Source organism: Pseudomonas sp. JR33AA (assembly GCF_021378985.1).
Classification (GTDB): Bacteria; Pseudomonadota; Gammaproteobacteria; order Pseudomonadales; family Pseudomonadaceae; genus Aquipseudomonas; species Aquipseudomonas alloputida.
This window is the reverse complement of sequence record NZ_JAJSAW010000008.1, coordinates 181,521-208,184: the sequence shown is the minus strand read 5'-3', so window position 1 is coordinate 208,184 and position 26,664 is coordinate 181,521. Positions and strand designations below refer to the sequence as shown.

General features: G+C 57.0%; 23 protein-coding genes and 1 tRNA gene. 8 read left to right on the top strand and 16 right to left on the bottom strand.

Features of this window, described 5'->3' with window-relative positions; translation table 11 throughout:
- Nucleotides 1-23: 23 nt before the first annotated feature.
- The 3 genes from LVS58_RS15475 to LVS58_RS15465 all read right to left on the bottom strand — a co-directional run bounded on the left by LVS58_RS15475 (nucleotide 24) and on the right by LVS58_RS15465 (nucleotide 3,929).
- On the bottom strand, nucleotides 24-1,691 hold the full coding sequence (locus LVS58_RS15475; protein ID WP_233691799.1) for an FMN-binding glutamate synthase family protein: 1,668 nt from the start codon (nucleotides 1,689-1,691) through the stop codon (nucleotides 24-26).
- Between the two features lie 149 nt (nucleotides 1,692-1,840).
- Nucleotides 1,841-3,208 (bottom strand): ATP-binding protein, encoded by a 1,368-nt coding sequence (locus LVS58_RS15470; RefSeq protein WP_233691798.1) that lies wholly within the window; start codon nucleotides 3,206-3,208, stop codon nucleotides 1,841-1,843.
- A gap of 1 nt (nucleotide 3,209) precedes the next feature.
- Nucleotides 3,210-3,929 (bottom strand): response regulator, encoded by a 720-nt coding sequence (locus LVS58_RS15465; protein WP_233691797.1) that lies wholly within the window; start codon nucleotides 3,927-3,929, stop codon nucleotides 3,210-3,212.
- Nucleotides 3,930-4,069: 140 nt separating this feature from the next.
- Here LVS58_RS15465 and LVS58_RS15460 point away from each other — a divergent pair, with 140 nt between their 5' ends.
- Nucleotides 4,070-6,367 (top strand): TonB-dependent siderophore receptor, encoded by a 2,298-nt coding sequence (locus tag LVS58_RS15460; RefSeq protein ID WP_233691796.1) that lies wholly within the window; start codon nucleotides 4,070-4,072, stop codon nucleotides 6,365-6,367.
- A 167-nt stretch (nucleotides 6,368-6,534) separates the two neighbouring features.
- On the opposite strand, the gene LVS58_RS15455 is transcribed toward LVS58_RS15460, so the two are convergent.
- The gene (locus tag LVS58_RS15455; RefSeq protein ID WP_233691795.1) at nucleotides 6,535-6,741 is read right to left on the bottom strand and encodes a DUF3079 domain-containing protein; all 207 of its coding nucleotides are present in this window, start codon (nucleotides 6,739-6,741) and stop codon (nucleotides 6,535-6,537) included.
- Between the two features lie 179 nt (nucleotides 6,742-6,920).
- Between LVS58_RS15455 and LVS58_RS15450 the strand changes: the two genes are divergently transcribed.
- Nucleotides 6,921-8,531: a sensor domain-containing diguanylate cyclase gene (locus LVS58_RS15450; protein WP_233691854.1), complete on the top strand. Its 1,611-nt coding sequence runs from the start codon at nucleotides 6,921-6,923 to the stop codon at nucleotides 8,529-8,531.
- 305 nt (nucleotides 8,532-8,836) lie between these two features.
- On the opposite strand, the gene LVS58_RS15445 is transcribed toward LVS58_RS15450, so the two are convergent.
- Nucleotides 8,837-9,160 carry a helix-turn-helix domain-containing protein gene (locus tag LVS58_RS15445; RefSeq protein ID WP_233691794.1) on the bottom strand — a complete coding sequence of 108 codons (324 nt, stop codon included), beginning with the start codon at nucleotides 9,158-9,160 and terminating at the stop codon, nucleotides 8,837-8,839.
- 1,080 nt (nucleotides 9,161-10,240) lie between these two features.
- Here LVS58_RS15445 and LVS58_RS15440 point away from each other — a divergent pair.
- From LVS58_RS15440 to LVS58_RS15425, 4 genes are all read left to right on the top strand, one after another.
- The gene (locus LVS58_RS15440) at nucleotides 10,241-10,819 is read left to right on the top strand and encodes a hypothetical protein (protein ID WP_233691793.1); all 579 of its coding nucleotides are present in this window, start codon (nucleotides 10,241-10,243) and stop codon (nucleotides 10,817-10,819) included.
- A complete protein-coding gene (locus LVS58_RS15435) occupies nucleotides 10,816-11,214 on the top strand; it encodes a hypothetical protein (RefSeq protein ID WP_233691792.1) in 399 nt (132 codons plus the stop codon). Before LVS58_RS15440 ends, LVS58_RS15435 begins: the two co-directional genes overlap by 4 nt.
- 100 nt (nucleotides 11,215-11,314) lie before the next feature.
- Nucleotides 11,315-12,238, top strand: a complete 924-nt coding sequence (locus tag LVS58_RS15430; RefSeq protein WP_233691791.1) for a HamA C-terminal domain-containing protein — start codon at nucleotides 11,315-11,317, stop codon at nucleotides 12,236-12,238.
- A 2-nt stretch (nucleotides 12,239-12,240) separates the two neighbouring features.
- A complete protein-coding gene (locus tag LVS58_RS15425) occupies nucleotides 12,241-14,328 on the top strand; it encodes a DEAD/DEAH box helicase (protein WP_233691790.1) in 2,088 nt (695 codons plus the stop codon).
- A 222-nt stretch (nucleotides 14,329-14,550) separates the two neighbouring features.
- On the opposite strand, the gene LVS58_RS15420 is transcribed toward LVS58_RS15425, so the two are convergent.
- The 5 genes from LVS58_RS15420 to LVS58_RS15400 all read right to left on the bottom strand — a co-directional run bounded on the left by LVS58_RS15420 (nucleotide 14,551) and on the right by LVS58_RS15400 (nucleotide 18,633).
- Entirely contained in the window at nucleotides 14,551-14,826 is a 276-nt protein-coding gene (locus LVS58_RS15420; protein ID WP_233691789.1) for a hypothetical protein, read from the bottom strand.
- Complete coding sequence (locus LVS58_RS15415) at nucleotides 14,819-15,802, bottom strand: integrase domain-containing protein (RefSeq protein WP_233691788.1); 984 nt, start codon at nucleotides 15,800-15,802, stop codon at nucleotides 14,819-14,821. The genes LVS58_RS15420 and LVS58_RS15415 overlap by 8 nt, the downstream gene beginning before the upstream one ends.
- 926 nt (nucleotides 15,803-16,728) lie before the next feature.
- Nucleotides 16,729-18,048 carry a tyrosine-type recombinase/integrase gene (locus tag LVS58_RS15410; RefSeq protein WP_233691787.1) on the bottom strand — a complete coding sequence of 440 codons (1,320 nt, stop codon included), beginning with the start codon at nucleotides 18,046-18,048 and terminating at the stop codon, nucleotides 16,729-16,731.
- A gap of 162 nt (nucleotides 18,049-18,210) precedes the next feature.
- Nucleotides 18,211-18,286: transfer RNA gene (locus tag LVS58_RS15405), tRNA-Thr, on the bottom strand.
- Nucleotides 18,287-18,384: 98 nt separating this feature from the next.
- Nucleotides 18,385-18,633, bottom strand: a complete 249-nt coding sequence (locus LVS58_RS15400; RefSeq protein ID WP_233691786.1) for a hypothetical protein — start codon at nucleotides 18,631-18,633, stop codon at nucleotides 18,385-18,387.
- A gap of 525 nt (nucleotides 18,634-19,158) precedes the next feature.
- On the opposite strand from LVS58_RS15400, the gene LVS58_RS15395 reads away from it, so the two are divergent.
- Nucleotides 19,159-19,449 carry a DUF3077 domain-containing protein gene (locus LVS58_RS15395; protein WP_233691785.1) on the top strand — a complete coding sequence of 97 codons (291 nt, stop codon included), beginning with the start codon at nucleotides 19,159-19,161 and terminating at the stop codon, nucleotides 19,447-19,449.
- 286 nt (nucleotides 19,450-19,735) lie between these two features.
- Here the strand turns inward: LVS58_RS15395 and LVS58_RS15390 are convergent, their stop codons facing one another.
- The 5 genes from LVS58_RS15390 to LVS58_RS15370 all read right to left on the bottom strand — a co-directional run bounded on the left by LVS58_RS15390 (nucleotide 19,736) and on the right by LVS58_RS15370 (nucleotide 24,026).
- A complete protein-coding gene (locus tag LVS58_RS15390) occupies nucleotides 19,736-20,941 on the bottom strand; it encodes a methyltransferase (RefSeq protein WP_233691784.1) in 1,206 nt (401 codons plus the stop codon).
- A 111-nt stretch (nucleotides 20,942-21,052) separates the two neighbouring features.
- A complete protein-coding gene (locus LVS58_RS15385; RefSeq protein WP_233691783.1) occupies nucleotides 21,053-21,742 on the bottom strand; it encodes an ABC transporter permease in 690 nt (229 codons plus the stop codon).
- Nucleotides 21,742-22,434, bottom strand: a complete 693-nt coding sequence (locus tag LVS58_RS15380) for an ABC transporter permease (protein ID WP_003255749.1) — start codon at nucleotides 22,432-22,434, stop codon at nucleotides 21,742-21,744. Before LVS58_RS15380 ends, LVS58_RS15385 begins: the two co-directional genes overlap by 1 nt.
- A 54-nt stretch (nucleotides 22,435-22,488) precedes the next feature.
- Complete coding sequence (locus LVS58_RS15375) at nucleotides 22,489-23,241, bottom strand: ABC transporter substrate-binding protein (RefSeq protein WP_019439074.1); 753 nt, start codon at nucleotides 23,239-23,241, stop codon at nucleotides 22,489-22,491.
- An 11-nt stretch (nucleotides 23,242-23,252) separates the two neighbouring features.
- Nucleotides 23,253-24,026, bottom strand: coding sequence for an ABC transporter ATP-binding protein (locus LVS58_RS15370; protein WP_003255746.1), 774 nt, complete (start codon nucleotides 24,024-24,026; stop codon nucleotides 23,253-23,255).
- Between the two features lie 629 nt (nucleotides 24,027-24,655).
- On the opposite strand from LVS58_RS15370, the gene gabP reads away from it, so the two are divergent.
- Nucleotides 24,656-26,041, top strand: a complete 1,386-nt coding sequence (gene gabP / locus LVS58_RS15365; RefSeq protein ID WP_233691782.1) for a GABA permease — start codon at nucleotides 24,656-24,658, stop codon at nucleotides 26,039-26,041.
- Between the two features lie 126 nt (nucleotides 26,042-26,167).
- On the opposite strand, the gene LVS58_RS15360 is transcribed toward gabP, so the two are convergent.
- The gene (locus LVS58_RS15360; RefSeq protein ID WP_233691781.1) at nucleotides 26,168-26,623 is read right to left on the bottom strand and encodes a hypothetical protein; all 456 of its coding nucleotides are present in this window, start codon (nucleotides 26,621-26,623) and stop codon (nucleotides 26,168-26,170) included.
- Nucleotides 26,624-26,664 lie beyond the last annotated feature (41 nt).

The following is a 26,664-nucleotide window of genomic DNA, read 5'->3' as shown; positions in this document are numbered from 1 at the left end:
CTGATGTATCGAACAGCCCCGGCCTATGCCGGGGCTGTTTCTTTTCGGCGAACGGTTACTGTTTGAGCCGGCGCTGGGCTTACGGTCTCCGGTGCAAAACTGTCGCTACGCGCCATCCGCCACATCCGCGCATAAAACTCGCTCTCGATCGAGCCACTGAGTAATTCGCCCGGTTTGAGGAATGTGTGCAAGTCTGAAAACAACCCGATTTCGCTGGGGCTGACACGCCGTGCCAGGTGCTTGGGCTTGAGCTCCGAAGGGTGCTCCAGGCCTGCGGCAGCCAGCATCTCGGCCAGTGCGTGCAGTGTGTTGCGGTGGAAACTGGCCACCCGCTCGGCCTTGTCTGGCACCACCAGGGCGCGCTGGCGCAGAGGGTCTTGGGTAGCCACCCCGGTCGGGCACTTGTTGGTGTGGCAGCTCTGCGACTGAATACAGCCAATGGCAAACATGAAGCCGCGTGCCGAATTGACCCAGTCAGCGCCGATGGCCAATACGCTGGCAATGTCGAAGGCGCTGACGATCTTGCCCGCCGCACCAATGCGGATGCTGGAGCGCAGGTTAAGGCCAACCAACGTGTTGTGCACGAACATCAGGCCTTCGCGCATCGGCACGCCCATGTTGTCGCTGAACTCGCGAGGTGCCGCGCCGGTGCCGCCTTCCTTGCCATCGACAACGATGAAGTCAGGGGTGATGCCGGTGGCGAGCATGGCCTTGGCGATGCCCATGAACTCCCATGGGTGGCCCAGGCAGAACTTGAAGCCCACGGGCTTGCCGCCCGACAGCTCGCGCAGGCTGGCCACGAACTGCAGCAGCTCGACCGGTGTGCGGAAGGCGCTGTGCGCCGCAGGCGAGATGCAGTCTTCGCCTACGCGCACGCCACGGGTCTCGGCAATTTCGGGGCTGACCTTATGGCCCGGTAAAATGCCGCCGTGCCCAGGCTTGGCGCCCTGGCTGAGCTTGATCTCGATCATCTTCACCTGCGCCGAGCGGGCCTGTTCGGCGAAGCGCTGTGGATCGAAACGACCGTCCTCGGTGCGGCAGCCGAAGTAGCCGCTGCCGATTTCCCAGATCAGGTCGCCGCCGTGTTCACGGTGGTACGGGCTGATGCTGCCTTCGCCAGTGTCATGGGCAAACCGGCCCATGCGTGCGCCGCGGTTGAGCGCGGCAATGGCGTTGGCGCTGAGGGCGCCGAAGCTCATCGCCGAGATGTTGAAGATCGAGGCCGAGTAGGGCACCCGGCATTGCGGCCCGCCGATGGCAATGCGGAACGAGGCAGGGTCTGGCGTGGCCACCGGTAGCATGGAATGGCTGATGAACTCGAAACCAGGTTTGTAGGCGTCGTTGAGTGTGCCGAACGCTTTCTCGGCGCTTTCGTTCTTGGCGCGGGCGTAGACCAGCGAGCGTTGCGAGCGGGAGAACGGCAGCTTGTCGTCGTCACCTTCGATCAGGTACTGGCGGATTTCCGGGCGGATGGTTTCGATCAGGTAACGGATGTTGCCCAGGATCGGGTAGTTGCGTCGCACCGCATGGTGGCTTTGACGCAGGTCATTTAGGCCGATCAGGCTGAGCAGCGCGGTGATCAGCGTTACCGGCCACAACCAGGCATGTTGGGCCAGCAGGGGCAGGCTGGCGAACGTGAAGACAAGGCAGAGTACGAGGCAGGCGTAGCGGCTGGGAAGAGAGTGTTTCATGGGTCCATCGCAGGCAGGATGACCGGGCATAGGATAGGCAAACGCAGGGGAGGGAAAACCTGGGTAATCGGTAAAAGACTGTTACCTGATTGCGAATTCCCAGGCCTGCGCAGCCCATCGCGACACAAGGCCGCCCACAGAAGATCGTGTTAGCCAGGCAGCATTATGCTGACCCGCAACCCACCGCTCTCACGGTTCGACAGCATAAGCTCACCCCCATGGCTGGCGGCGATCCGCTGAGCAATGCTCAACCCCAACCCATATCCGCCGGACGCCTGGTTACGTGATCCGTCACCGCGCACGAAGGGGTCGGTAATGGTCGCCAGCAGCCCCGGGGCAATCCCTGGCCCGCAGTCGTCGATATGAATGAACACACCTGTGGTGGCCCGTTCCAACGTGACCGAAATGTGCTTGGCGTAGCGCAACGCATTGACCAACAGGTTTTGCAGGCAGCGCTGCAACAGCAAGGCATCTCCCCGCACGCTGCCCGCCTTGCCGTGCACCGTAAGTGGTTCTTCGGCAGTGGCCAGGTCCGCACACTGGCGCGCAACCAATCGGTCCAGGTCCACCTGCTGCAAATTCTGCTGCTCTCCGGCACGCAGGTAATCCAGAACCTGGCCGATCATATCGTCCATCTGCGTGATGTTCTGCCGCAGGCGCTGGCGGTGTTCGTCATCGGGTAATCGCTCCAGACGCAGGCGCATGCGGGTCAGTGGGGTGCGCAGGTCGTGAGACACGGCGGCCAGGAAGTAGGCCTTGTCGTTGACCATGGCAATCAGCCGCTGCTGCATCGCGTTGAACGCCTGCGCCGCCTGGCGCACTTCCTCCGGGCCATCCAGCGCCAGGGGAGGCTGCTCGAGGTTGCTGCCCAGGCCGCGTGCGGCATCGGCCAGGCGCCGCAACGGGCGCAGGCACAGGCGCACGGCAACCAGGCATACCAGCATCACCGCGACGATGCGCAGCGCGTACACCCGCAGCAGGTAATCGCTGATCAGCACCCAGGCCGACTCGCCGCTCCAGCCCTGCAGTTCCTGGCCCGCAATGGTCAGCCAGCGGCCATCGGGCAGCGGCACCGCTAACTGGATATGCGCCTGGGCCGTGCGCAGGCCGAACAGGCTGCGCCAGACGATTGGCTGGCCTAGTTCGTCGGTAAGTTGCACGTTCATCAGGCGCACGTCCTGGGCATGGCCCAGCTCGTACTTCAGCGCCTGCTGCAACAACAGCTCGACGCGCCTGCGCCCGCGGCGCTCGTCATGCTCTTGCGCTGGCAGGCTTTCGACGCAGCGAAGCTGATAGTGGGCTGGCGCCTGCAGCGTACTGCCGTGGCATTCGGCCTGGGCAATCAGGGGTGCGCTGCGTGCAGCAACCAGTCGCACGGGCACCTCCAGCGCCTGAGCGAAACGCACATCGAACCAGATGCTGCTCGACATCAATTGGATTACCAGCGTGCCACTGACCATGATCAGCAGCAACTGACCAAACAAGGTGCGTGGCCACAGCCGGTTAAGCCAGCGCATGTCAGGCACCGGCCGCGAGGGGGGCGATACTCAGCAGGTAGCCTTCGTTGCGGATGGTCAGGATTTGCGCGCTCCCCGCCGGCGCCCGGCGCAGCTGCTGGCGCAGGCGGCTGACGCACATGTCCACCGAACGGTCATCGGGCAGGTGGTCGCGGCCGAACGCGCTGCGGGTCAGTTGGTCGCGGGAGACCACACGGTTGTTGGCTTCCAGCAGTTCGCGCAGTACGCGGTAGTCGGAGCGCGGCAGGGTCAGGGTCTCACCATCCGGGCGGGTGAGCAGGCGCTTGACGTGTTCCAGGCGAAAGCCTGCGAACAGCTGGGCGTCCACCACGGGTTCTTCGGCAGAGGTGCCCAGGCGTTGCGGACGACGCAGTACGGCTTTGATCCGGGCGATCAGTTCGCGTGGTTCGAAGGGCTTGGCCAGGTAGTCGTCGGCGCCCACTTCCAGGCCGATGATGCGATCCAGCGTGCTGCCCTTGGCTGACAGCATGATCACTGCCAACCCAGGTGTGGCCTGCAACTGCCTGCACAGGCTAAGGCCGTCCTCACCCGGCAGCATCAGGTCGAGCACCACCAGCTCCACTTTGTGCCGGGCCAGCTGGTCGCGCATCTGTTGACCGTCGGCGGCCGCCAGCACGTTGTAGCCGGCATCGGTCAGGTAATCACAAAGAAGTTCGCGGATCTCGTCGTCATCATCGACAACCAGCAGGGTCGTGCTCATGCAGAAAAACACCTGTTAGGTGAGGGCCGGTGGCGCTCGTTACGTTCAGTTACATCCCCGTACATGTCGGGTCTGGAGCCCGGAGGGCCGATCCCTAGAATCCTAACAAAAAATCATCTGCAAATACGAAGCCTTCCCAAATGAAGCCCCAAAGCATCACGACAGTGTTCACCCCCTTCAGTCAAAGCGGCAATCGCCTCAAGCCGCTGGCCTTCTGCGTCGCCGTTGCCATCAGCGGTGGTGCAGTGGCTGCCGACAGCAAACCCCTTGAACTGGACGCCACACAGATCGAAGACAGCGCATTACTGCCTGCCGACGAGGCCGGCCAATTGGGCTACACGGTCGAGAGCACCCGCAGCTCCACTGGCCTGGCACTGACCCCACGGCAGACACCGCAATCGGTTACCACCATCACCCGCCAGCAGATGGATGACCGCGACATCCATACCATCGAGCAGGCATTGGAAACCGCCCCAGGCGTAACGGCCAACAAGTCCGAGGTGGGTGGGCGCACCGACTACCGCGCGCGTGGTTATTCGATCAGCAACTGGAAGGTCGATGGCCTGCAGACGCAGGGCGGCTCGGATTTCAGTGGCAGCGGCAATGCGCTGAACATGGACCTGTACGAACGCATCGACATCGTGCGCGGTGCCAACGGCCTGCTGGGCGGCACCGGCGACCCCTCGGCCACTGTCAACCTGATCCGCAAGGCACCGACCAAAACCTTCGGCGGCAGCGCCTATGCCACCTACGGCAGCTGGGACAAGCGTCGTCTGGGGGCGGACTTGAACCTGCCGCTGTCCGAAGATGGCCGCCTGCGCTCGCGCTTCGTGATGACCCAGCAGGATGCCAACTCGTTCCGCGACAACCAGTCCGAGCGCTCCCGCGCCGCGCTGGCCAATTTCGCGTTCGACCTGGATGACGCCACCACCCTGGGCGCCGGTTACCAGTATGAGTACAACAAGGTTGTGGGTGGCGGCTGGGGCGCGAACATCCCGATCTGGTACCGCGACGGCAGCAAGACCGACTTGCCGCGCAGCACCAACGTGGTGCCCAGCTGGAGCTTTGGCGAGTACACCACCCGCACTGCGTTCGGTTCGGTCGAGCACCGCTTCGACAACGACTGGACCCTGGACGTGAAGGCCGCCCAGGCCACCACCGAAGCCCTGAACCACCGGGGCCTTGCCAAGGTGAACTCGGCAGGGCGCGGCAGCTACGGCGGCTATTGGGACCAGGACGGCAGTGGCGCCGTACTGAATGGTTTGCACAGCTCCAGCGACACCACCCAGCAGTCGGCGCAGATCGACCTGTCTGGCCCGTTCCAGCTGTTCGGCCGCACCCACCAGGCCATGGTTGGCTACAACGACAGCCGCACCGTCGGCTGGTCGCCCCAGTACACCTGCACCATGGTCGGCGACGGCATGACCAGCGCGCCTGCACTGGGTTGCCAGTTTCGCGCCAACAACGGCTTCCCGGTGACCGATTGGCACAATGGCGTGGATGACGACTACGACCTCATCGCCTCGCGCACCGGCCTTCACAGCAAGACCACCACCCGCCTGCAGGGCATGTACGCCGCCACTCGCCTGAGCATCACCGACCCGCTGTCGGTGATCGTTGGCGTGCGCACCAGCAACTATTCCTCGGTCACCCGCAGCGTGGCCGGCGAGCGCAGCAGCCAGGAAGAGAACGGTATCGTCACCCCCTACCTGGGCGCGGTGTACGACCTCAACGACAACTACTCGGTGTATGCCAGCTACACCGACGTCTTCACCCCGCAAACCTCTGAAACCAGCAGCGGCAGCAAGGTAGAACCGATTCGTGGGCAAAGCTACGAAACCGGTATCAAGGGTGAGTGGTTCGATGGCCGCCTGAACGCCTCGGCGGCCTACTTCCGCACCAAGCAGGAAAACAAGGCCGTGCTGGACGGCGACCTGACCACCCCGACCGGCGGCAGCGCCTACAAGGCCGGCTCCGGGCAGGAAACCGACGGTATCGACCTGGAAGTCGCGGGCGCCCTGACCCCCAACTGGAACGTCTACGCCGGTTACACCTACCTGCACTTCCGCCGCGTCGACAGTGACGGGCGCAGCGACCCGTCGCACCTGTTCAAGGCCTCTACCACCTACCGCCTGAGCGGCCCGCTCGACCGCCTGACCCTGGGCGCCGGCGTGACTGCGCAGACCAACATTCGCGCCATTTCCAGCCCGGCTGGCCAGCCTACCAACGGTGTGAGCAATGGTGCCACCGACGTGAACTGGTCCGGTTATGCCATCTGGAATGCCATGGCCAAGTACCAGCTCACCGATGAGACCAGCGTCAGCCTCAACGCCAACAACCTGTTCGACAAGCACTACTACACCCAGTACGGGTTCTATGCCGGGGCGATTTATGGCGACCCGCGTAACCTGTCGTTGACGGTAAGCACCGCGTTCTGATCAAGCCCTTCCACAGAGCCTGGCGCTGTACCTGTAGGAGCGGGTTCACCCGCGAACACCGGCGCAGCCGGTGCCTGCAACCGCATCGCCAGCTTCGCGGGCATGCCCGCGCCCACAGAACCAGCGGCAGGTTCAAGGCCTGCGCTGGGTCGCCAAGCGGCCCGTTTCTACCTGGGCTCTACCGCTTGCTCTGGATCAGCCGGCTTCTCCAAATGGCCCTCGAAGCTATTCCAATCCTCGCCAAACAGCTCCACCGGATGCATGGTCCGGTCTGCGCCATTGCCACAGGCTAGCGCCTTGGCAGGGCAGTACAGGTCGCAACCCCAGCAGATACGCTCGGGGTGGCGAGGGTTTGTGGGGAATTTCTTGGCCATGCTCATCCTCCCTCAGGCTGCCTGATCTGAACGTAAACCCCTCGAGCAGCCTGTCGTTTGACCGCCATCAATCCATTGGCGATCCAATGAGGTGAATGTTTTACAATCTTGCGAGCTTCGCCTTGGCGGGGTATCGCAGGGTCAATGATGCACATTGCTGTATCGCAAAAGGAGTTGCTTTGGAGCACCATTCAACCGGCAAGCGCGGCGTGAGTTACGATCCGCCGCAACGGCGGCAACGCAGGGACATCCCTTCCATCGTGCGCCGGGTGACGATGGGCGTTGTGGTCGTCTGGTTGGCATTTGTGGCAAGCCTGGGCGGGTGGATAACGCAGCGCCTTACGGCAGAAGAACTCGACAACCTGGCGGCAGGCGCCGAATACGAAGCCCAGATTACGGGGCGAATCGTAGACCGCCTGTTCACCGAAATGGCCAGCGTGGCCAACATGGTGGCCCGTCAAAGCGAAGTGATCCAACTCGCTGCCCGATATCGCCATGATCCGCCCGGCTTCGCCGCACTCACGCGCGAGGAGCGCGCTTCGAAGTTCACCCGTGACCCGCTGGTGCGAAGCGTGGGTAATTTCATGGATAGATTGGCCAGTGATCTTCACTATGCCCGTATCTACATGAACAACCTCTCAGACGATACGGTGACGGCCAGCAACTGGGCGGAGTCATTCAGCATCGTTGGCCAGATCTATACGGGCAGGGCCTACCTCATCGACGCATTGCGTACCGGCAGTGGTGAGATGTTCGGCATCGCCCGCCTGAACAAAACCCCCTCCTATTTCGTCGCCAGCCGCATCGACGATGCTGACGGCAAGCCACTTGGCTCTGTCACGGTCAAGTTCGATGCCCCGGACATAGCCCTCTACCTGACAGGGCGTCACATTGCCTTGATAGTGAACCGTCAGGGCCGTGTGACCACCGCGTCCAGCGAACTTTTCATGCTGCGTAACGTGGTGACACTGCTCCCGCCCGATATTCGCAGGCCTCTGGATGGCGACGAAGAGCCGGGCGAGCCCATGGATATACGCGCTGTGGCAGGCGCGGGTCAGGCCAATCAATGGCTCATTGACGGGCACCCTTATCTGGTGCATCGCCAGCCCCTGAACGACGCGCAATATCAGCTGCTGACGCTGGCAAAGCTTGATCACCTGCAGCCGATGCGTCAGCAGTACTACTGGACCGGAGCCTCTGTAGCCGCGCTCGGGTTGATCTTGATCCTGCTCTCCAGCCGTGTGGCCGGGCAGATGCTGTTGCGCCGCCAGGAAGAACGCTATGCGGCAAACTATGACGCGCTGACCGGGTTGAAGAACCGGCGTGCAATCCTGGCTGCCTTGCATCGGCATTTCGCGTTGGCGAAGCGAACAGGGCAGGGGGTGCTGGTGGCGTTTATCGACCTCGATGAATTCAAGGCGATCAACGACACGTACGGGCACGAGGTGGGGGACAAGTTCCTGATCGAAAGCAGCCGGCGCCTGCAGGGTGGATTGCGGGCGTCGGATGAACTTGGGCGCTGGGGCGGCGACGAGTTCGTTGTGATCGGCTTGACCGCTTCTGTCCACCCGGACGAAATGGCCAAAACTGCAGCCGCGATGCGCAGACGGCTGGTGCCGCTGCTGATTGGTAGCTACGAATTTGACGACTGCCGGTTCGACTATGCGGGTGCGAGTTTTGGTATTACGAGTGTTGATCCCGCTGCGACCTCGCTGCAGGCCGCGCTTAAAGTGGCGGATCAGTTGATGTATGCCGATAAAGAGGTGCGGCGGGGGTTGCGGAGGGTTTGAGAGGGGGCTGCTGGATCGAAAGCAAGCACCAAGCTTTCAGGAGAGGCCTTCGCAGCCCGCCCCTAAGCAAGCAGTCTCTCGCAGCTTGTTGCATCCGCCGCCGCATCCAGCTCAGCCCCAGCCAGATGCATAGCGGTGCGGCGCAGCAGTCGTTCTCTCAGCCATCTCGCATCGCATCATCAATGAACCCAGGTACCGAAGGTTTCCGTGCGACCAGCAAGTGTCAGCCTACCCAACGTCACAGTCTCACCTGTTTCCGGACACTCCATGTATGTCATGGAAAGATATCTTATAAAGGGGGTGAGCTAGCTGCCAGGCGTTTGGGTGATCACGATCTGGGGCGGTGAGCCGGCATCGTTCGAGGGCAGGGTCAGGGTTGTGCGAAAGCCGAGCTTGTCCAGCATGTCCATCATGGCGTCCAAGGTGAATTTCTCGATCTTGCCATTTGCAAGCTCGGATATGCGGGATTGGGTTACGTTCAGCTTGGCTGCGGCATCATGCTGTTTGAGGCCCATTTTTTTGATGCAGTCAGTGATGAAAATAGACAAGTCCATTTTCAAGGCCATTTTGCTGGCGGTATCTGCGTCGTGGGTGGCGTGGAAAGGGCTTTCTTGAAATTGAAGCGCCATTGGCTTGCCTCGGCAGAAATATATAAAATTTGCGATAAATCGTAGCGGGATTGGTTGGTGAGTCAAAGCGATTGTATTCGAGGGTGTGTCTGTTTTTGAGCTGAGCTGATGATTAGAGAATGGCATCTGCTGGGGTTGTTGGGGCTGCTGCGCAGCCCATCGCAGGCAAGCCAGCTCCTACACCGATCGTGGTGGCTTCGGGGCATTTGTAAGGCAGGGGATTGGGGGCTGCGGGGGGGAAAACAAAAAGGCTCACCTTTCGGTGAGCCTTTTTTGATACTGCGTATGGTGCGGCACCAGGAGTCGAACGATTTGTTATGTATATGATTTTCATGGAATTTATTTGATAGTTTAAATGGGGTTATCCCTTTAAGTATCCTTTTTCTGGGCATAGACCGAATCGGTCAGCACACCTGATTCTTAGCTATTCTGACCGTATTTGGATCGCTCTCCAAAAATGCAACTTGAGTTGTATTGCAACGGCCGAGCAGTAGGAAGCGGTGGTCGCTCTTCGGCGAGCCTAGTGTTGAGCATCGACTCACTATCTCTATCTTGCTTGGGCTGATATGGCTGCAGTAACAGAAATTGCTGCCAAAAGCGGACGGTGAGATAGAAGGCAAATCTATCCATTTCGTGCTACAGCTCATCGCGGGCTGTTCCCTACTGTTTTCGTGCAAGGATCATTTGAGAGCTGGATAGGTACGCCTAGCAGGCCCCTTCAAGGTTTTTAGGGGGGCGTATGAGGTCTCGGTTTTGTACAGAGCCTGGGGTCGGAGGTTCATGCCGGGCCTACTCCGAAGGGGAGATCCAGAATCAGGTATAAAGAGCAAGCCCCCTTCACATAACACGCGAGTGATGGCATTCTGCTCTCCACCATGGAAGAGGGAACGCCGTTGCCCACAGACGATCTAGGCATGAGAATATTGAATGCACTCACTCTGGAGAACTACGCCGTTCATTCAGTATAAGAGTTAAGTTAATTGTTTGATGATAATTAAGGTGGTTGGCTTTCTATTTAAAGAGGTTGCGTAGCAACTGAATGCCTCGGCTGTATATAATTAATATTAAGGAGCAAGATTAATGAATATTCAGTTTGATGTTGATTTAAATCAACAAGACATATCCGATATTAGCTTAATACTCGGCTGCGAAGAAGCTCAATTACCCGCCGTCTTGAGCAACTACGCAATGCCTGCTCTATTGGAATATCTCGCCATGGCACGCGGACAAAAAGCATTTAAAAGAGGTTCCGACATACTTGAATATCGGTTATTTCTTTTAATTGAACATGCTTTTTCAGGGCGGGTTCCGGATGAGCAAACAGTTAGTAAGATATTTCAGACAACCGCGACTGAAAGCAGGGGGTTAATTCGGTCAGTGATATCAAAATACCAGTACCTTCTTCGTGGGGCTATTGACGAAACATTAAAGGATGTACTTGCGAATGCTAGTCCAGAATCGGCTGCGGGACCGTACTGTGTGACTATGAATAGTGTGAATGTGATTGAGGAATTAAACAAAAAATTAGCAAATATAGATGGCACGTTGACCTCTATTGCAAAGAAAAGAGGAAGCGTTTCAACCTATGAGATTTCTAAGTCATCTTATGATGAGCTTTGTGGGGCTTTGGGCATTGCCCCAGTAACGTATCAGCCATGAGCGATGCAATATCTGCTGCTAGTCTTCTGATGGCTGTTGTTGCCATATTGTATGGGGCGTGGTATCAGGAAATTATACAAGCTATCAATGTTGTAATACCTAAGCATGATCGAGCTATCCCCCTTGTTACTGTGAATCAGGTTTTATTATCTCGGTGTGTACCTCTTACGTTTATGGCAATCGCGGTTTCTTTAGTTTTCTTGCCAGATGCTTTTGAGATTTTAAAGCACAGTTTGAGTGTGGCTGAACAGATGGGGTTTGGGGCCTACACTAAATATAGCTCAGTTAGGACTGCGTTTTGTTTAGTCGTTCTAGTAAGCTGTGCTGTTGCAGTGCATTTATTGATGCTTTTAAAAAGTTTGTTAAAGGTAAGAAGAGAACTTATGAGGTCTTGAGTGATTTTTGCGGGATTTTGTTGGTGAATGACTTTTAATGTGGGAAGTTGCAAGGCGCTGGCAGGATTCTTAAAGATTAATACCATGTGATGGGCTGTGAATGAAGACAGGGAATGGTTTTAAGTTTGAAATTTTGATAAATGATTTTTTTGAAAAAATTAATCCAGGTAGCGGTCTTGCGCCAGTCCATAATAAAAAAATAATAGGATTAATTAATGACTATGAGGATGGGGACTGGCGATTCTCTAAGTTTCAAAACTTCATATGGGATAATATCGCAGAAACTGCTCTGTCACAAAGAGAGCGTGATAGCTTAGTTAATCATTCGTTGCTAACCGCAGCCGCTAAAAACCTTAGGCTTACAGATAAGGATAAAGTTGGTGAGGGGAGTGAGCTAGCAGAAATTATCTTGTACGGTATTATGAAGCATCATTTTGGTGCTCTTCCAGTTGTCCCTAAGATTTTCTATAAGCAAAACCCCCAAGACAATGCTAAAGGAGCTGATAGCGTTCACATCGTAATAGCTGGTGATGAGTTTACAATATGGTTTGGTGAGGCAAAGTTTTATAAAAGCATTGAAGATGTAAGTCTCGCTAGGGTTGTTGAATCAGTTGCCAATTCAATAAAGTCTGAAAAATTAAAGAAAGAAAATTCGATAATTGTAAATGTCAACGATATTGATCTGATTGTTGATGACCAAGAGATGTGTGATCGGATTAGAACTGCTCTGTCACCTCAGGAGTCAATTGATGCGATAAAAAGTAAGATTAATATACCGATTCTATTGCTATATCAATGCGGTATTACAAGCTCACATGTCGAGATAACTGCATCTTATAGGGAGCAGGTGATTAATTATCAAAAGGAGCGTGCTGCTGCTTATTTCAAAAAGCAATTGACAAAAATGAAAAGTTCTCACAAATATGGAGATATTAATTTTCACATAATTTTATTTCCGGTGCCATCTAAAAAAACAATAGTTGATAAGTTTTTGGCAAATGTTAAGCACTATAAGGATCAGTAATCGTGGAGATTTTTAGTCGCTGCTCAGAAATCAATGAACTGATCAATGCAAACCAAGAAAATGAAGCAAGAAACTTGCTCATCAAGCTCTTGGCTTACCATGAATCCCAAGATATCGATCATAGCCCCCTAGTTAATCATTTAATACGCGCCACTGGATTGTATCCATATATCCAGAAAGAAACTGCATCTTGGCAGGACAGATACGTATATGAGGCGTTCAAGGTTGATACAGGCGGGTTGTTGCCAATAACCTTGCATCGAGAGCAGTCAAATTTACTCAAGTTATTGTTGAGTGGTGAAAGTTTGGCGATAAGTGCTCCAACTAGCTTTGGGAAAAGCTTCGTTATAGATTCGTTTATATCGATAAAGAGACCAAGAAACATTGTAATCATTGTCCCCACCATTGCGCTTACTGATGAAACACGTCGTAGACTTCATGTTAAATTTTCAGAAGAATACAAAATAGTAACTACGACTGATGCCGAACCTAGTGATAGAAATATATTTATTTTTCCGCAAGAGCGCGCGATAACATACATACCGAAGCTAAAAAAAATTGATCTTCTTGTTGTTGATGAGTTTTACAAGGCGAGCGCGACCTTTGACAAGGAAAGGTCAGCTGCGCTCATAAAAACCATCATGAAACTCAGCGCAATATCAAAGCAACGGTACTTTCTAGCTCCCAATATTTCAAGGCTAAATGAAAATCCATTCACAAAGGGAATGCGGTTTATTTGTCTTGATTTTAATACTGTTTTCTTAGAGAAGCATGACTTATATAAGAATATTAATGACGACTCTCAGAAAAGAGTGGCTCTTAGGAAAATCCTTAGGGAAAAACCAGGCAAGACATTGATTTATGCCGGAACTTATGCCGATATAGATAGGGTTAGTGATATTGCGCTGAAATCCCTTCCTGAGAAGGAAGGTAAGTTGTTGGATCAGTTTTCTAAATGGATTGCAAAAAATTACGGGAAAGATTGGAATCTAGTCGATTTAGTGAGGAGGTCGACCGGTATTCATAATGGACAGCTTCACCGATCCTTGAGTCAAATCCAGGTCAAACTTTTTGAAGAGACTGATGGGCTAAATAACATAATATCGACATCCTCGATTATAGAAGGTGTTAATACCTCGGCCCAAAATGTTGTGATATGGCGTAATAAAAATGGTAGTTCAAAGCTGACTGATTTCACCTATAAGAACATAATAGGTCGTGGTGGCCGTATGTTTAAGCATTTTATAGGTCATGTATATATTTTGGAAAAGCCTCCCGAGTCAGTTGATACATCTCTGGATTTGACTCTGCCAGATGCATTGCTTAGTGATATTAATGAGCAAGATTACAAGGGGGAGCTGTCAAAAGAGCAGATAGGAAAAATAATAGCTTATAGAGAAGAGCTTTCGGAAATTATTGGGTCGAATAATTTTGAGAAATTTCAAAATGATAATTTGCTCCAGTGTAGCGGGAGTGTTGTTAAAGCTATCGCGACTGACTTGTATGAAAATTCATCGGATTGGCGTGGTTTAGCATATTTAAACTCAAATGAGCCATTAAGCTGGGAACCTTATCTATACAGGCTGGTAAAGTTTCAGCCAGGCAGCTGGGAAATTGAGTACAGTAGGTTTGTCGCATTTGTGCAAATTATTTCTAATAACTGGGGTAGGACTATTCCTCAGCTTCTTAAAGAGCTTGAAAAGCACCGTATAGATATTAATTTGTTTTTCAAGCTTGAGAAAAATGCTACATATAAATTGTCTTCTCTGCTGAGGGATGTAAATACTCTGCAGAGGGTTATACTGAATAAGTCTAATATAGATATTTCTCCGTTCGCATCCAAAGTAGCGCATGCTTTTCTACCCTCAGTTGTTTATCAGCTTGAGGAATATGGCTTGCCAAGAATGATTTCAAGGAAAATTCACCAGTCGGAAATTTTGAATTTTGAAAATCAGGAGTTAACTATTCATCAAGCAATTGATGAATTTAATGAAATTGGATTCTTGCATGTTAAGCGGAATATAAAGAATCTAACTTATTTTGAAGCTTATATACTTGAGTACTTCTTTGAGGGAATTACTGGGGGGTAGGTTTTTTATCTATCCCAATTTTCACTATCTGAAAAAAGGGGCTTTACTTTGCTTTTTCTGACTTGATGAAATTCTGTTCTCTAGGATATACATTGAGTCGATTTTGTTGAAATGGTATCTCTCTTGGTTTTCGTTTTTCTTTTGGGGCTGAGTAAGAAAGCAAAAGATTTATTCACTGGATTGGCTTAGTGTTTGGTCATGGCTATCAATATTAGTGTTCGCTCAGAGAGTGAAAATCCATGAACTTTTTAGACGTCGAGCAAGCAGCCGGATCGTCAGCATGTAGTAATATCGCGTCGCCTCACTCCGCTGACTGAGGCGATGTTCGAGAAACCAAGCCAAATGTTTTCTCTGCCAAGCCCAAGGTATTTCTCGCTGCCAGCGTGCTGCGATTTCAGCTTGGATTACCTTTGCTTGGCGCAAATGGCGTTGCCGAGTTGCGTGTGAGCCGGTCAGTACGCCAGCCAGGAACAGTTCCATATCGAAGGGCTTACCCATGTCGGCCACCGATATAGGCAGCTATCACATCGATCCGACCGTGCCCCAGCTCATAGCTGATTTGCATGCGGGCATCACGGTCTAGGCACCTATCTATTTCGTAGCAGCGACCGCCATTGATAGGCGCCCGGAGTCGGGTGATCTGTTGATAGCGCTCACAGGCGTAAGCCGCTCGCAGTTCATGAAAGCCTTTGAGGTCATGTGTGTGCAGGACATCTCGCGCCGGGCGTACTACGTGTCGAAGCACACTCATGTAGCTTCCGTCAGGGGCAATCAGGTTTCGGCTACCTGCTGGCGAAACCTGCGCTGCAAATTCAAGCGCATCACGAACATACTGATCCACGGTAATCCAGCGCGACGCTGATGCACCGGCGCGGCCACCTTTGGTGCCATCCTGAATGTTAATCCTGCCAAGGTTGTTAGCCTCACGGCTTAATCGTGGCAGGTCGACCAAGATGGCTTCTCGCAAGCGCATGCCGGTGGCTCGGGCCAACAGCACAAGCGCGGCGGCGCGTTGACGATGTTGGCTGCAAAGTGCATTGACGATCTGCTTCACGTGCTCACGATCCTGGCCTTGCGGCACTGACTGCCGAATCCCGGAGCGCTGCATACCCAATGTCTTGCTCGGACTGGGCATTTTCACATACTGATCACCGCGAAGCGCCGCGATGGTCCTGTTAACGCTCGATAGCCGGTTTTGTGCGGTGCTGACAGCGAGGTCACCGCGCCTAACCACGTCACGCAGATACGCCGCATAGTCGGCCAACACTTTGCGATCAATCTGCCGCGCATCATTGATACCGGGCCCCTGTTCGGAGCGGCACCATTTGACGAATGCCTGCCACCGATCACTGTGCGCCTTGACCGTGCCGTAGTGGCCGCCGCCGAACATGTCCTTAAGCGCCTGCGGCCCTGCGTAGCTCAATTGCCTGCCATAACCGAAATTGCGACCATCGCGTCTGCCTACCAATGCCATGTCGGTCACCTCATCTGCCGTTCTCCGATCCTCGCCCCACGTCATCCCGCCAAGAATGTTGAGTGTTATCAGGTATCAAGGCCCCTGCGACCTGTGGGGATGTCCTCTAACGCGGGACTGGCGGCTCCTTACGACCGGGAGCAAGGGCATCTCATGATCTGGCCTCCTGAACACCGTTACCGGTGGGCGGGTGGAGGCTGCATTGGCTGACGAGACCAGTGCCGCGAGATCCTGAGCCGGGTGAGCGCAGCAATGCGATGACCGGGGCATGCCTGACTGTCAGTCAGGTGCAGTCCATTCCTTGGTCTGCGGCACCATCATCTACATCGCTGTTGCTGGAGACATCGGCGTTTGTCACGCCGATTGTCACGAGGGGAATTGCCGCAAAGCCATGTGCGACGTGAGCTGCAGCAGTAGTAGGAGCGTCCGTCTCTTTCCAGAGAAAGAGACGGGCGCAGGTTGGCGCATAAGAAATTGCCAAGCGGATAGGATGCTGCTGGGCAGGAGGGTAGGTTGGCTGCCGCATGGGCAACGATATTTAGTTGGCATCCATCACATGGGTGGTGACCGTACGAGCTACCGGACGCGAATCGTACTTGGGGGCGAACCACCGCGGTAGCGGCGTGACCTTTCAGGTTTCTGGCCACATTCGGCTGCCTCGGCAGCGCTTGCATCTACCGGTCTACGCTTGTGGACAATGTTCGTCAAGCAAAGCGATTTCAGGGGGTTAGCGCCTGTGGATAAAACTATCCCCCGGTGGACATCAGTGGTTTTCCACAGAAGACAACTGTGCCATTGGTTTTTAATAAGGTTAGGTCCATTGAAACGGGGCGGCTTTGCCGTCTCGTTTCAATGGACCCGCGCGGAGGAGCTTCATGCGGAGCTGTGGGTAACTTCACAGCGGGCTTGGGAGGTAGCGCGGCGGGCTACTCGGTCCTCTTGGCACTGCGAAGGCGCGTGACGTTCTCACCTGACTGATTGGCGAACTCATGCGGGGTGACATGCTCCTCGCGGTTTGCCTCCAGAAACCGGCTCCACCAAGTCATGATCATCCGGCGCTCTTCGAGGAACTCGGCCTTGTGGGTATAGGCGGCGCGGACGTTGTTGCGTTCCTTGTGGCTCATCTGCCGTTCGATGGCCGTCTCCGACCACAGCCCGGACTCAACCAGCGCACTGCACGCCATGGCTCGGAACCCGTGGCCGCAGATGTTCGTCTTGGTGTCGTAGCCCATCGTCCTGAGCGCAGCATTCACAGTGTTTTCGGACATCGGTTTCCATGGCTTGGCATCCCCAGCGAATACCAGGTCGAATTTGCCGGTGATCGCGTGGATTTGCTCAAGCAGGGCCACTGCTTGCGGCGATAAGGGTACGACGTGAATGTCCCCGGCCATCTTTGTACCCCTTGTGGAAAAGGGCACGCCGTCGAGGGCTGGGCGAGTGTCGGGGATCTCCCAGATACCTCGCTTGAGGTCGAACTCATTCCAGCGGGCGAAACGCAGCTCACTGGAGCGTACGAACACATGCAAAGACAGCATCACCGTGAGGCGCGTGAGCGGGCGACCTTTGTAGCCGTCGATACGCGCCTGCAGCTCAGGCAACCGCGATAAGGGTAGTGCGGGTCGATGTATAACCCGTGGTGTTTTGATCGACCCATCGAGGTCGTGGGCTGGGTTCGCCGTGATCAGCCGCAGCCGTTTGGCTTCGCGCATGATGCTTTGCAGGTAGTTCTTGACCCTGAGCGCCACGTCGATGGTGCCGCGCTTCGTCACGACCTCTAGTGGTTGCATGAGGTCGTGGGTGTCCAACTCAACGATTGCTCTGGCACCTATCAAAGGGAATACGTGAGTCTTTAACCGGCTGAGCACAGTCTTGGCGTGGCCCGGCGCCCACTTCGGCACCATCCCGGCATACCAATCGAGCGCAACGCTTTCGAAGGTACGGCCATTGATCACGGCTTGCACCTTGGCCTGCTGCTTAGACTGTATAGGGTCAATGCCATTGGCGAGTTGCTGTTTGAGCTCGAAGCGCTTACGGCGAGCGTCAGCCAGTCCGACCACCGGATAATTGCCGAGAGAGGTAAGGCCCTCGCGACCATCGGGCTTCACGTACCTGAGCCGCCAGCCTTTGCGGCCGTTGGGCTTCACGAGCAGGTAAAGACCGTCGCCGTCAAAAAGCTTGTACTCAGTTTCGCGAGCCTTTGCAGTGCGGCAGGCGTTATCGGTGAGGGGTGCCGTTGTGCGAGCCATAAGGGTACTTTCCAATATCGAATTGGTAGGTATCCTTAAAAGTACCCTTATTTGCGCTGGCTACCCTCGGAATCCGACGGAACGCCAAAACGAAAAAACCCGCCAGAAGGCGGGTTTTTCGGGGGTTCCAGAGATTTTGAAAGCTTTCTATGGAACCTTGAATGGTGCCGGCACCAGGAATCGAACCCGGGACCTACTGATTACAAGTCAGTTGCTCTACCATCTGAGCTATACCGGCAATGGGGCGTCATTATAGCGATCGTTTGGCGCCTGTAAACCACTTCCTTGCGATTGTTCGCAAAAGACCTAAGTCACCGGCCCAAAAGAAGAATTTTCCTACCAGCCGCGGTGCAGGGTGGTGACGCTAGGCTCGCTTTTGCCCGGGTTGAAAAACAGCTTGTCGTTGTCGCAACCGCGCTTGCGGCATGGGGCTTCTGTGCGCAGGGGCAGGCCGTTGTCGCCGCCCAGCTGCATGCCGGGGTGGTTCCAGCCCAGGTTGCTGTTGGGGTGGGGCGAGGTGCCGCTGGCGCAGCCGGTCAGGGCCAGGGCGAAGGTTAGCAGGGCGAGGGGGTTGGCTCGGGTCACGATGCTCAGGTCCGGTGGTCCATTGTCGGTTCTGGCGCAACGCCAGAAGGTCGCGGGGCTGGCGGGCAGCGCGCGACGTCACTTTTTAATGATTTGGGGGCGGATGATACACCGTTGTGGCGGTGGGGCATTAGCCTTGTGTTGTCTGGTAGGGCCTCTTCGCGGGTGAACCCGCTCCTACGACGGGGGGCGGGTAAGCCGGGTTATCTGTGTAAGGCAATTCTGAACCATGGGGCTAAAAGCTTCAGCATTTGAATGCTTCGGACGTATCCTACGCGCGCCGCCGAAGTGTCGCTGTTGTCGGGGAAATGGCTCACAGATACCGTTTGCGGGTCGCTCTGGCGACCGGGTGTGAGAACCCGACTTTGAACGTGTCGGCTGCGTAATGGCGATCGTGCGCGGGCAGACCTTGGTCTGGCCGAGCTTCCTACGTTCACTCGGTTTCTCACCTCGTGCACGGTTGCCGCCTTTGTTCCGTGAGAAAGAATGAACACGGCAACTCCTTTGAACTAGGGAGTTTGAAAAGTGAAAACGATCGATGCTGATCCCAACAGCCCCAAACCAATCACAACCGCAGGCGTGGAAACCTTCCTCGCAGCCGGCAACCCGTCCCTCAATCTGCTACGCGTAGAGCCCGGCGTCCCTATCGATGCTGCCTACGAGCATGTCTCGATCCTGATGGGCTACATCAAGCACCTGGTGCGCGAGGGGGATATGGAGGATGACCATAAATTTCTGGGGGCTGCCGATTACCTGTGCGACATGGCCAAGGCGCTGATGAACGATATCGAGATCGCCAAGGGCAAGGCGCATTAGGCATTGACGCGGTCATTTGTGGGAGCGGCCTTGCGGCCCTTTCGCGACGCAAGGCCGCTCCCACAAAAGCCGCTTGCGCTAACCACAAGAAATCTTTATGCACAAGTGGCATTTGGGACCTGAGCGAAAGGCATGCCGGATCGCTACGCCGCTGGTCTTTGCGCAAACGCCTGTTTTTACTGGGCTTCAGCCGCAGGCAGGAATAAGCCAAGCGCTTGAAATAGCGCTTGGATCCAACAGGTAATCACAAGCTTGTTCACAGACTTATCCACAGGTTGTGCTGCGGCTAACCGTCGCGTTCCGCGAGAATGAGCAGGTTGCGCGGGGTCAGCGGGTAGTCGCAGAACAGGCCCAGGCGCACGTCATAGCCTTGTTCTTTGAGGAACAGGGCGCGATCGAGTACCAGCCACATCTCAAGCGGCCGACGGAACAGGTTGCGTACGCGCTCCAGGTTCCGAACCTCGGCCAGGCGTTGCCAGCCCGCAGCTTCCAACATTGCCCAGTCCGGGTTGCCGCTCACTGGCAATTGCTTCAGTTCCGCCAGTTCACGGCAGTATTGCTCGAAGGGCTTCTCCAGCCAGGCCACCGGCAGGGAAGGCGTCGGCAGGTATTCGTCGGCCTGGCGCTGCTGGCGTTGCAGCAGGTCGAAGCCCAGGCGCCGGGCCATCGAGGTGTCGCGCTGGCGCCGCACGCGGGCGCCGGCAGTGACGGTTTCGCTCAAGGGCAGGCCCAGGTCGTCCAGCGACAGCTGCAGGCTCGACGCCTGCGCGGCTGTGGATAACGCCTGGTATTGCTGCGCGGCGATGCGGTTGTAGCAGCAGGGGGCTATGGCCAGTTGCCGGCAACCTTGCTGGCTGGCCAGTTGCATCAGGCGTACATGAAGGTCGCCACATGCATGCAGGGCTACCACGCTTTTATCGTCAGCCAGGTGGCGAGCGCTGTCGCTGGCCATCACATCCTGATGTACGTGCTGTGCGGGCAGGTGGTGGTGAGCGCTCAGGGTCTGGCCGGCGTTGACCAGCTCCAGGTCGTATTCCAGGCAGGTCAGCTGCTGGCCGGGTTGCAGCAGGCGACGGCCGAGGTGGCCTTTGCCGGCGCACCAGTCCAGCCAGTGCCGGGGCTGCTCGCGGAAGGCCAGGTGGCTGGCGAAGGCTTCGATCTGCTGCCATTTGCGGCCGGGGACAGCGACGTCCAGGCGGCGGGCGGCAGGCGGTAGATTGGTTTGCGGCAGGCTGCCCAGGGCGGCGAGTTGTTGTGCTTGTTCGGCCAGTTGCGGGAATGGGGCAGGCAAGCGGTCAGCGGCGCTGTCGGCTTCGGCGTCGGCCAGGGAACATTGGCGCAGGTAGGCGGCAAGCTCTGGATGGGTGGTTTCCCAGGGCAGTTGCAGGGTGGTGAAGGGGCGGGGTTTCCACAGCTGTTGGTGCTCGATCAGGAACTGGTCGAGGGCCTGGAAGCGGGTACTTAGGTGGTGGCTGTGGAGGTGGCTGGGCATGGGGATGTATGTTGGGTTTTAGGGCCTCTTCGCGGGTGAACCCGCTCCTACGAAGGTTGAGCATAGGCCTGTTGTAGGAGCGGGCATGCCCGCGAAGAAGGCTAGGAGATGTCAGCGGCCCTGGCAGGCATCCACGCGTAACCAGCGCTCCAGCAGCTTGAAGCCTTGCACCAGCAAGAACGAGATCACCAGGTAGAACACGCCTGCGGCGAAGAAGATTTCCACCGGCAGGTAGGTGCGGGCGATGATGGTTCGGGCCATGCCGGTCAGTTCCAGCAGGGTCACGGTACTGGCCAGGGCACTGGCCTTGAGCATCAGGATCACTTCGTTGCTGTACGCCGGCAGGCCGATGCGCGCAGCGCGTGGCAGCATGATGTAGAACAGCGCCTTGCCCCGCGACATGCCCAGCGCCCGCGCCGCTTCGATCTCACCTTTGGGGATCGCCTGCAGCGCGCCACGCAGGATCTCGGCGATGTACGCGGCGGTGTGCAGGGTCATGGTCAGCACCGTGCACCAGAACGGATCGCGCAGGTACGGCCACAGCGAGCTGGAGCGCACCGCATCGAACTGCGCCAGGCCGTAATAGACCAGGAACAACTGCACCAGCAGCGGCGTGCCGCGGAAGAAGAAGATGTAGCTGAACGGCACGGCGCGCACGTACCAGTGGCGCGAGGAACGGGCGATGCCCAGCGGGATGGCCAGGATCAACCCGGCAACCACGGCAATGGCCACCAATTCCAGGGTCAGGACCGCGCCTTCGGCCAGGCGTGGCAGCCATTTGAAGATGACTTCCCAATTCATTATTCAGCCCTCGCAAAGCCGCGAGCGGCGCGTTTTTCCATGAAATGCATACCGGTCATGGCAAGCACGGTCAGGCCCAGGTAGATGCAGGCCGCGACCATGTAGAAGGTGAACGGCTCCTTGGTCACGGTCACGCCAATTTGCGAGTGACGCATGATCTCTTCAAGGCCGATTACCGACACCAGGGCGGTGTCCTTCATCAGGATCATGAACAGGTTGCCAAGGCCGGGCAGGGCGATGCGCCACATCTGCGGCAGGATGATCCGCGAGAGAATACGGCCCTTGGACAGGCCCAGCGCCAGGCCGGCTTCGCGGTGGCCCTTGGGGATCGCCAGGATGGCGCCACGGAACACTTCGGTGGCGTAGGCACCAAAGCACAGGCCCAGGGCGATCACGCCCGCGGCAAATGCGCTGAGCTCCAGGCCCGGCATGTTCAGGGCTTCGCCGAGGCTGTTCATGAGCCCGACGGTGCCGAAATAGATAAGCAGCACCCACAGCAGTTCGGGCACGCCGCGAACCAGGGTCGAGTAGAAGCCGCCAAGCCATTGCAGCGGCTTGAGCGGGGAGGTCTTGGCCAGGGCGCCGAGCAGGCCCAGGACCAGCCCCAGCAGCAAGGCGCAAAGCGCCAGTTTTACGGTCATCAGGGTGCCGGCCATCATGGCCGGACCGAATCCGTGCAGGTCGATATTCATGGGCAGGTCATTTTAGGGACTGGCGCGCCGCAAGGGCGCGCCGGTCAGGGCGGATCATTCGATGCTGAACGGGAAGTACTTGTCGTTGATTTTCTTGTACGTACCGTCGGCTTTGATTTCTGCCAGGGCTTTGTTCAGGTCGTCGCGCAGCTTGGTGTCACCTTTGCGCACGGCAATGCCGATCTTGTCGCTGTCCATCACCGGCTCGCCCTTGAACTCGAAGTTCGAGCCGTCTTTGCTTTTCAGCCACTCGTACTGCACGTACTTGTCGGCCAGGATGCCGTCGATACGACCGGAAACCAGGTCAAGGTAGGCGTTTTCCTGGGTGTCGTAGAGTTTGACGTCGACATCCGGGTAGTTGTCTTCAAGGTAGGTGCCGGCCAGGGTGGCGCGCTGGGTGCCGATGACCTTGCCCTTCAGCGAGGCTTTGTCGGTCTTGAAGTCGACGTTTTTCGGCGCAATGAACTGCAGCTTGTTTGAGTAGTACGGCTCGGTGAAGTCCACAGCCTGCTTACGCTCGTCGGTGATCGACAGCGACGACACCAGGAAGTCGAACTTCTTGGCGTTCAGGGCCGGGATGATGCCGTCCCAGTCGGAGGTAACGACCGAGCATTCGACCTTCATCTTGGCGCACAGGGCGTCGCCGATGTCTTTGTCGAAGCCAACCACGTTACCGCTGGCATCCTTGTTGTTGAACGGTGGGTAGGCGGCTTCGATGCCCATGCGCAGTTTTTCTGCGGCCATGGCGTTTGCCGACATCACCAGCGTGGCAGCAGCTGCCAGGAGAAACTTCTTGTAGGTGTGCATGTATTGCTCCGTTAGCGGTGGCTGGACATGAATTGCTTGCAACGCGCCGAGGTCGGGTTTTCGAAGACCTGCTGCGGCGATCCCTGCTCTTCGACCAGGCCCTGGTGCAGGAAGACGACTTCACTGGACACATGGCGGGCAAAGCTCATCTCGTGCGTCACCAGCAGCATGGTACGGCCTTCTTCGGCCAATGCGCGGATAACGTTTAGCACTTCCTGGACCATTTCCGGGTCGAGCGCCGAAGTCGGCTCGTCGAACAGGATGACCTTGGGCTTCATGGCCAGGGTACGGGCAATGGCGGCGCGCTGTTGCTGGCCACCGGAAAGCTGGGCGGGGTAGCTGTGGCGTTTGTCGTAGATGCCCACCTTGTTCAGCAGGGCTTCGGCGGCTTCGATGGCCTCGGCCTTGCTTTGGCCGAGCACGCGGCGCGGCGCCTCGATGATGTTGTCGAGGATCGACATGTGCGGCCACAGGTTGAAGTTCTGGAAGACAAAGCCGATTTCGCTGCGCAGGCGATTGATCTGGCGGTTGTCGGCTGCGATCAGGTCGCCATTCTTGGCGGCCTTGAGCTTGAGGGCTTCGCCGGCGACCAGGATTTCGCCCTGGTGCGGGTTCTCGAGCAGGTTGATGCAGCGCAGCAGGGTGGACTTGCCGGAGCCGGACGACCCAAGGATGGAGATCACGTCACCGTCGCGAGCGGTCAGCGAAATGCCCTTGAGAATTTCCTGCTCGCCGTAGCGTTTGTGCAAATTGCGGATTTCCAGCGCGGGCGTGGCCTGAGCCATGTGCGGTCCTCATGTGTTCGGGTGCGTTCCCAGCTGTTGGCGGCCTTCCTGGCGTGCGCCAAGCTAGCATAGCGGCATTATGACGGCCAACAGGGTCGCCGGGGACTGGGGGCGCTGGTGGGGCAGTTTGTCGCATCGCTACAGCGTAACGTCGCGCGGATGTCTGCGAAGGTGTCGCCCAGCACCAGAGCCTTGATGAAAAAAGGCGCGATGGTGCCAGCTTTGGCCGGCTCATGGAAGCTGTTTTGACCCATTGGAGCGGTAAACCCGACCTTTTGCCAGTGCAAACGGGTTCACCCACGAATGCAACGCTCATGTCATCAGGTTGTACCCATGGGTTGCACTTTTTGGCATTGCGGTGGTGCACAGGTGTTACCGAGGAGCACCTTTGGTGCATTTGTAAGTGGGTATTTCAGTAATCCGATGTTTTGACGCTCTTTCGGTCATGCAATGGCCGAAAGCCCTCCAAGCCACAGTTTAAAAGGCCTACAGAACTTTCTGACGGGTGCATACGGCATGTGGCGCGCTTATTGCCAGTTGGAAACCGCCGATTGCAGCGACGCCTGGGTCAACCCCTGGTGCGCTCTACCCGCAGTCGGCGTGGTCCACTCCTTACAAAGGTAGTTTCAATGAGCGGTAACAATTCCAATGACCTCGCTCAGGGGCTCAAACAACGGCATGTCACCATGCTGTCCATCGCTGGCGTCATCGGTGCCGGCCTGTTCGTAGGCTCCGGCCACGCCATCGCAGCTGCCGGCCCTGCCGTGCTGCTGGCTTACGCTGCTGCCGGTACGCTGGTCGTGCTGGTCATGCGTATGCTGGGTGAAATGGCAGTCGCCTCGCCTGACACCGGTTCGTTCTCTACATATGCCGACCGCGCCATCGGGCGCTGGGCCGGTTTCACCATTGGCTGGCTGTACTGGTGGTTCTGGGTGCTGGTGATTCCGCTGGAGGCCAACGCCGCCGCGGCCATCCTACATGCCTGGTTCCCGGCGGTTGACCTGTGGGCGTTCTCCCTCATCATTACCCTGGCACTGACCCTTACCAACCTGTGCAGTGTGAAGAATTACGGTGAGTTCGAGTTCTGGTTCGCCCTGCTCAAAGTGCTGGCGATCATCGGCTTCATCGCCGTGGGCTGTGCTGCCTTGTTCGGCTTTGTACCGAGCAGCCAGGTGAGCGGTGCCAGCCACCTTTTCGATACCCAGGGCTTCATGCCCAACGGCCTGGGCGCAGTGCTGGCAGCCATGCTGACCACCATGTTCTCGTTCATGGGTACCGAAATCGTCACCATCGCCGCTGCCGAGTCGAAGGACCCGGGCAAGCAGATCAGCCGTGCCACCAACTCGGTAATCTGGCGTATCTGCCTGTTCTACCTGGTGTCGATTTTCCTGGTCGTGGCCCTGGTGCCGTGGAACGACCCGGCCCTGGCAGAGACCGGCTCCTACCAGACCGTGCTGAGCCGCATTGGCGTGCCGAACGCCAAGCTGATCGTTGACATCGTCGTGCTGATTGCCGTGACCAGCTGCCTGAACTCGGCGCTGTACACGTCTTCGCGCATGCTGTTCTCGCTGAGCAAGCGTGGCGACGCCCCGGCCATCGCCCAGCGCACCACCAAGGCGGCGACCCCGCACGTGGCGGTACTGCTGTCCACCGCAGCGGCGTTCCTTTGCGTGTTCGCCAACTTCGTGGCACCGGCCCAGGTGTTCGAGTTCCTGCTGGCCAGCTCGGGCGCCATCGCGCTGCTGGTGTACCTGGTGATTGCCGTGTCGCAGCTGCGCATGCGCGCCCAGCGTGAAGCCCGCGGCGAGAAGATCACCTTCAAGATGTGGCTGTTCCCGGGCCTGACCTGGGCGACCATTGCCTTCATCGTTGCCATTCTGGTGGTCATGGCGCTGCGTGAGGATCACCGTGCGGAGATCATTGCGACTGCGCTGCTGAGTATTGGTGTGGTGGCGGCCGGCTTGCTGGTGCACCGCAAGCGCGAGGCTGCCGGGCGGGTGGCGCTGGATAACTGATTCGCGCTGGCTGAAATGAAAAGGCCGCGCCCTGTGAAGGGCGCGGCCTTTTTTTGTTGTCTGGCAGGCCTTGGCGCGGGCAAACCACTGGATCACCACAAACCCGTAGGAGCGGCCGTGCGGGCTTCAGCCAAACTGCTTCTGCTGTTGCTGCTGCTTGGCCACGAGTTCGGAAGCGGCGATATAGGCATCCTGGAACTCATCACTCTCCAGCCAGGCCATGGTGGTTTCTTCGTCAGCGCCGTCCAGCCATTTGCGGTAGGCGTTGAACACCAGCACGATGTAGTCGGTGGCGTGTTCTTCCTTGTGCCCCTTGAGCACCAGGGCGAGCAGCGGATCCACCAGGAATACCGAGATCATTGGCACCAGGCCGCCTTCCTGGGCTTCCTTCATCTTGGTGAACATTGCGTCGTAGCTGCCCGACTCCATGGCCTTGTTGTACACCTGCTCGACGCTGGCGCTGGCGCTGGCGCTGTCGCCGGCGCTGGCCTTGACGGCTTGGCCGCTGCGTACCATGCGGTTCTGCTTGGCCTTGCTGGCGGCGCGCTTGGCGCGTTTCTGTTGCTTGGTAGGGGTGGCCATGGGGGCTTGAGTCCTTGGGTGGTGCTGGAAAAGTGCGTATT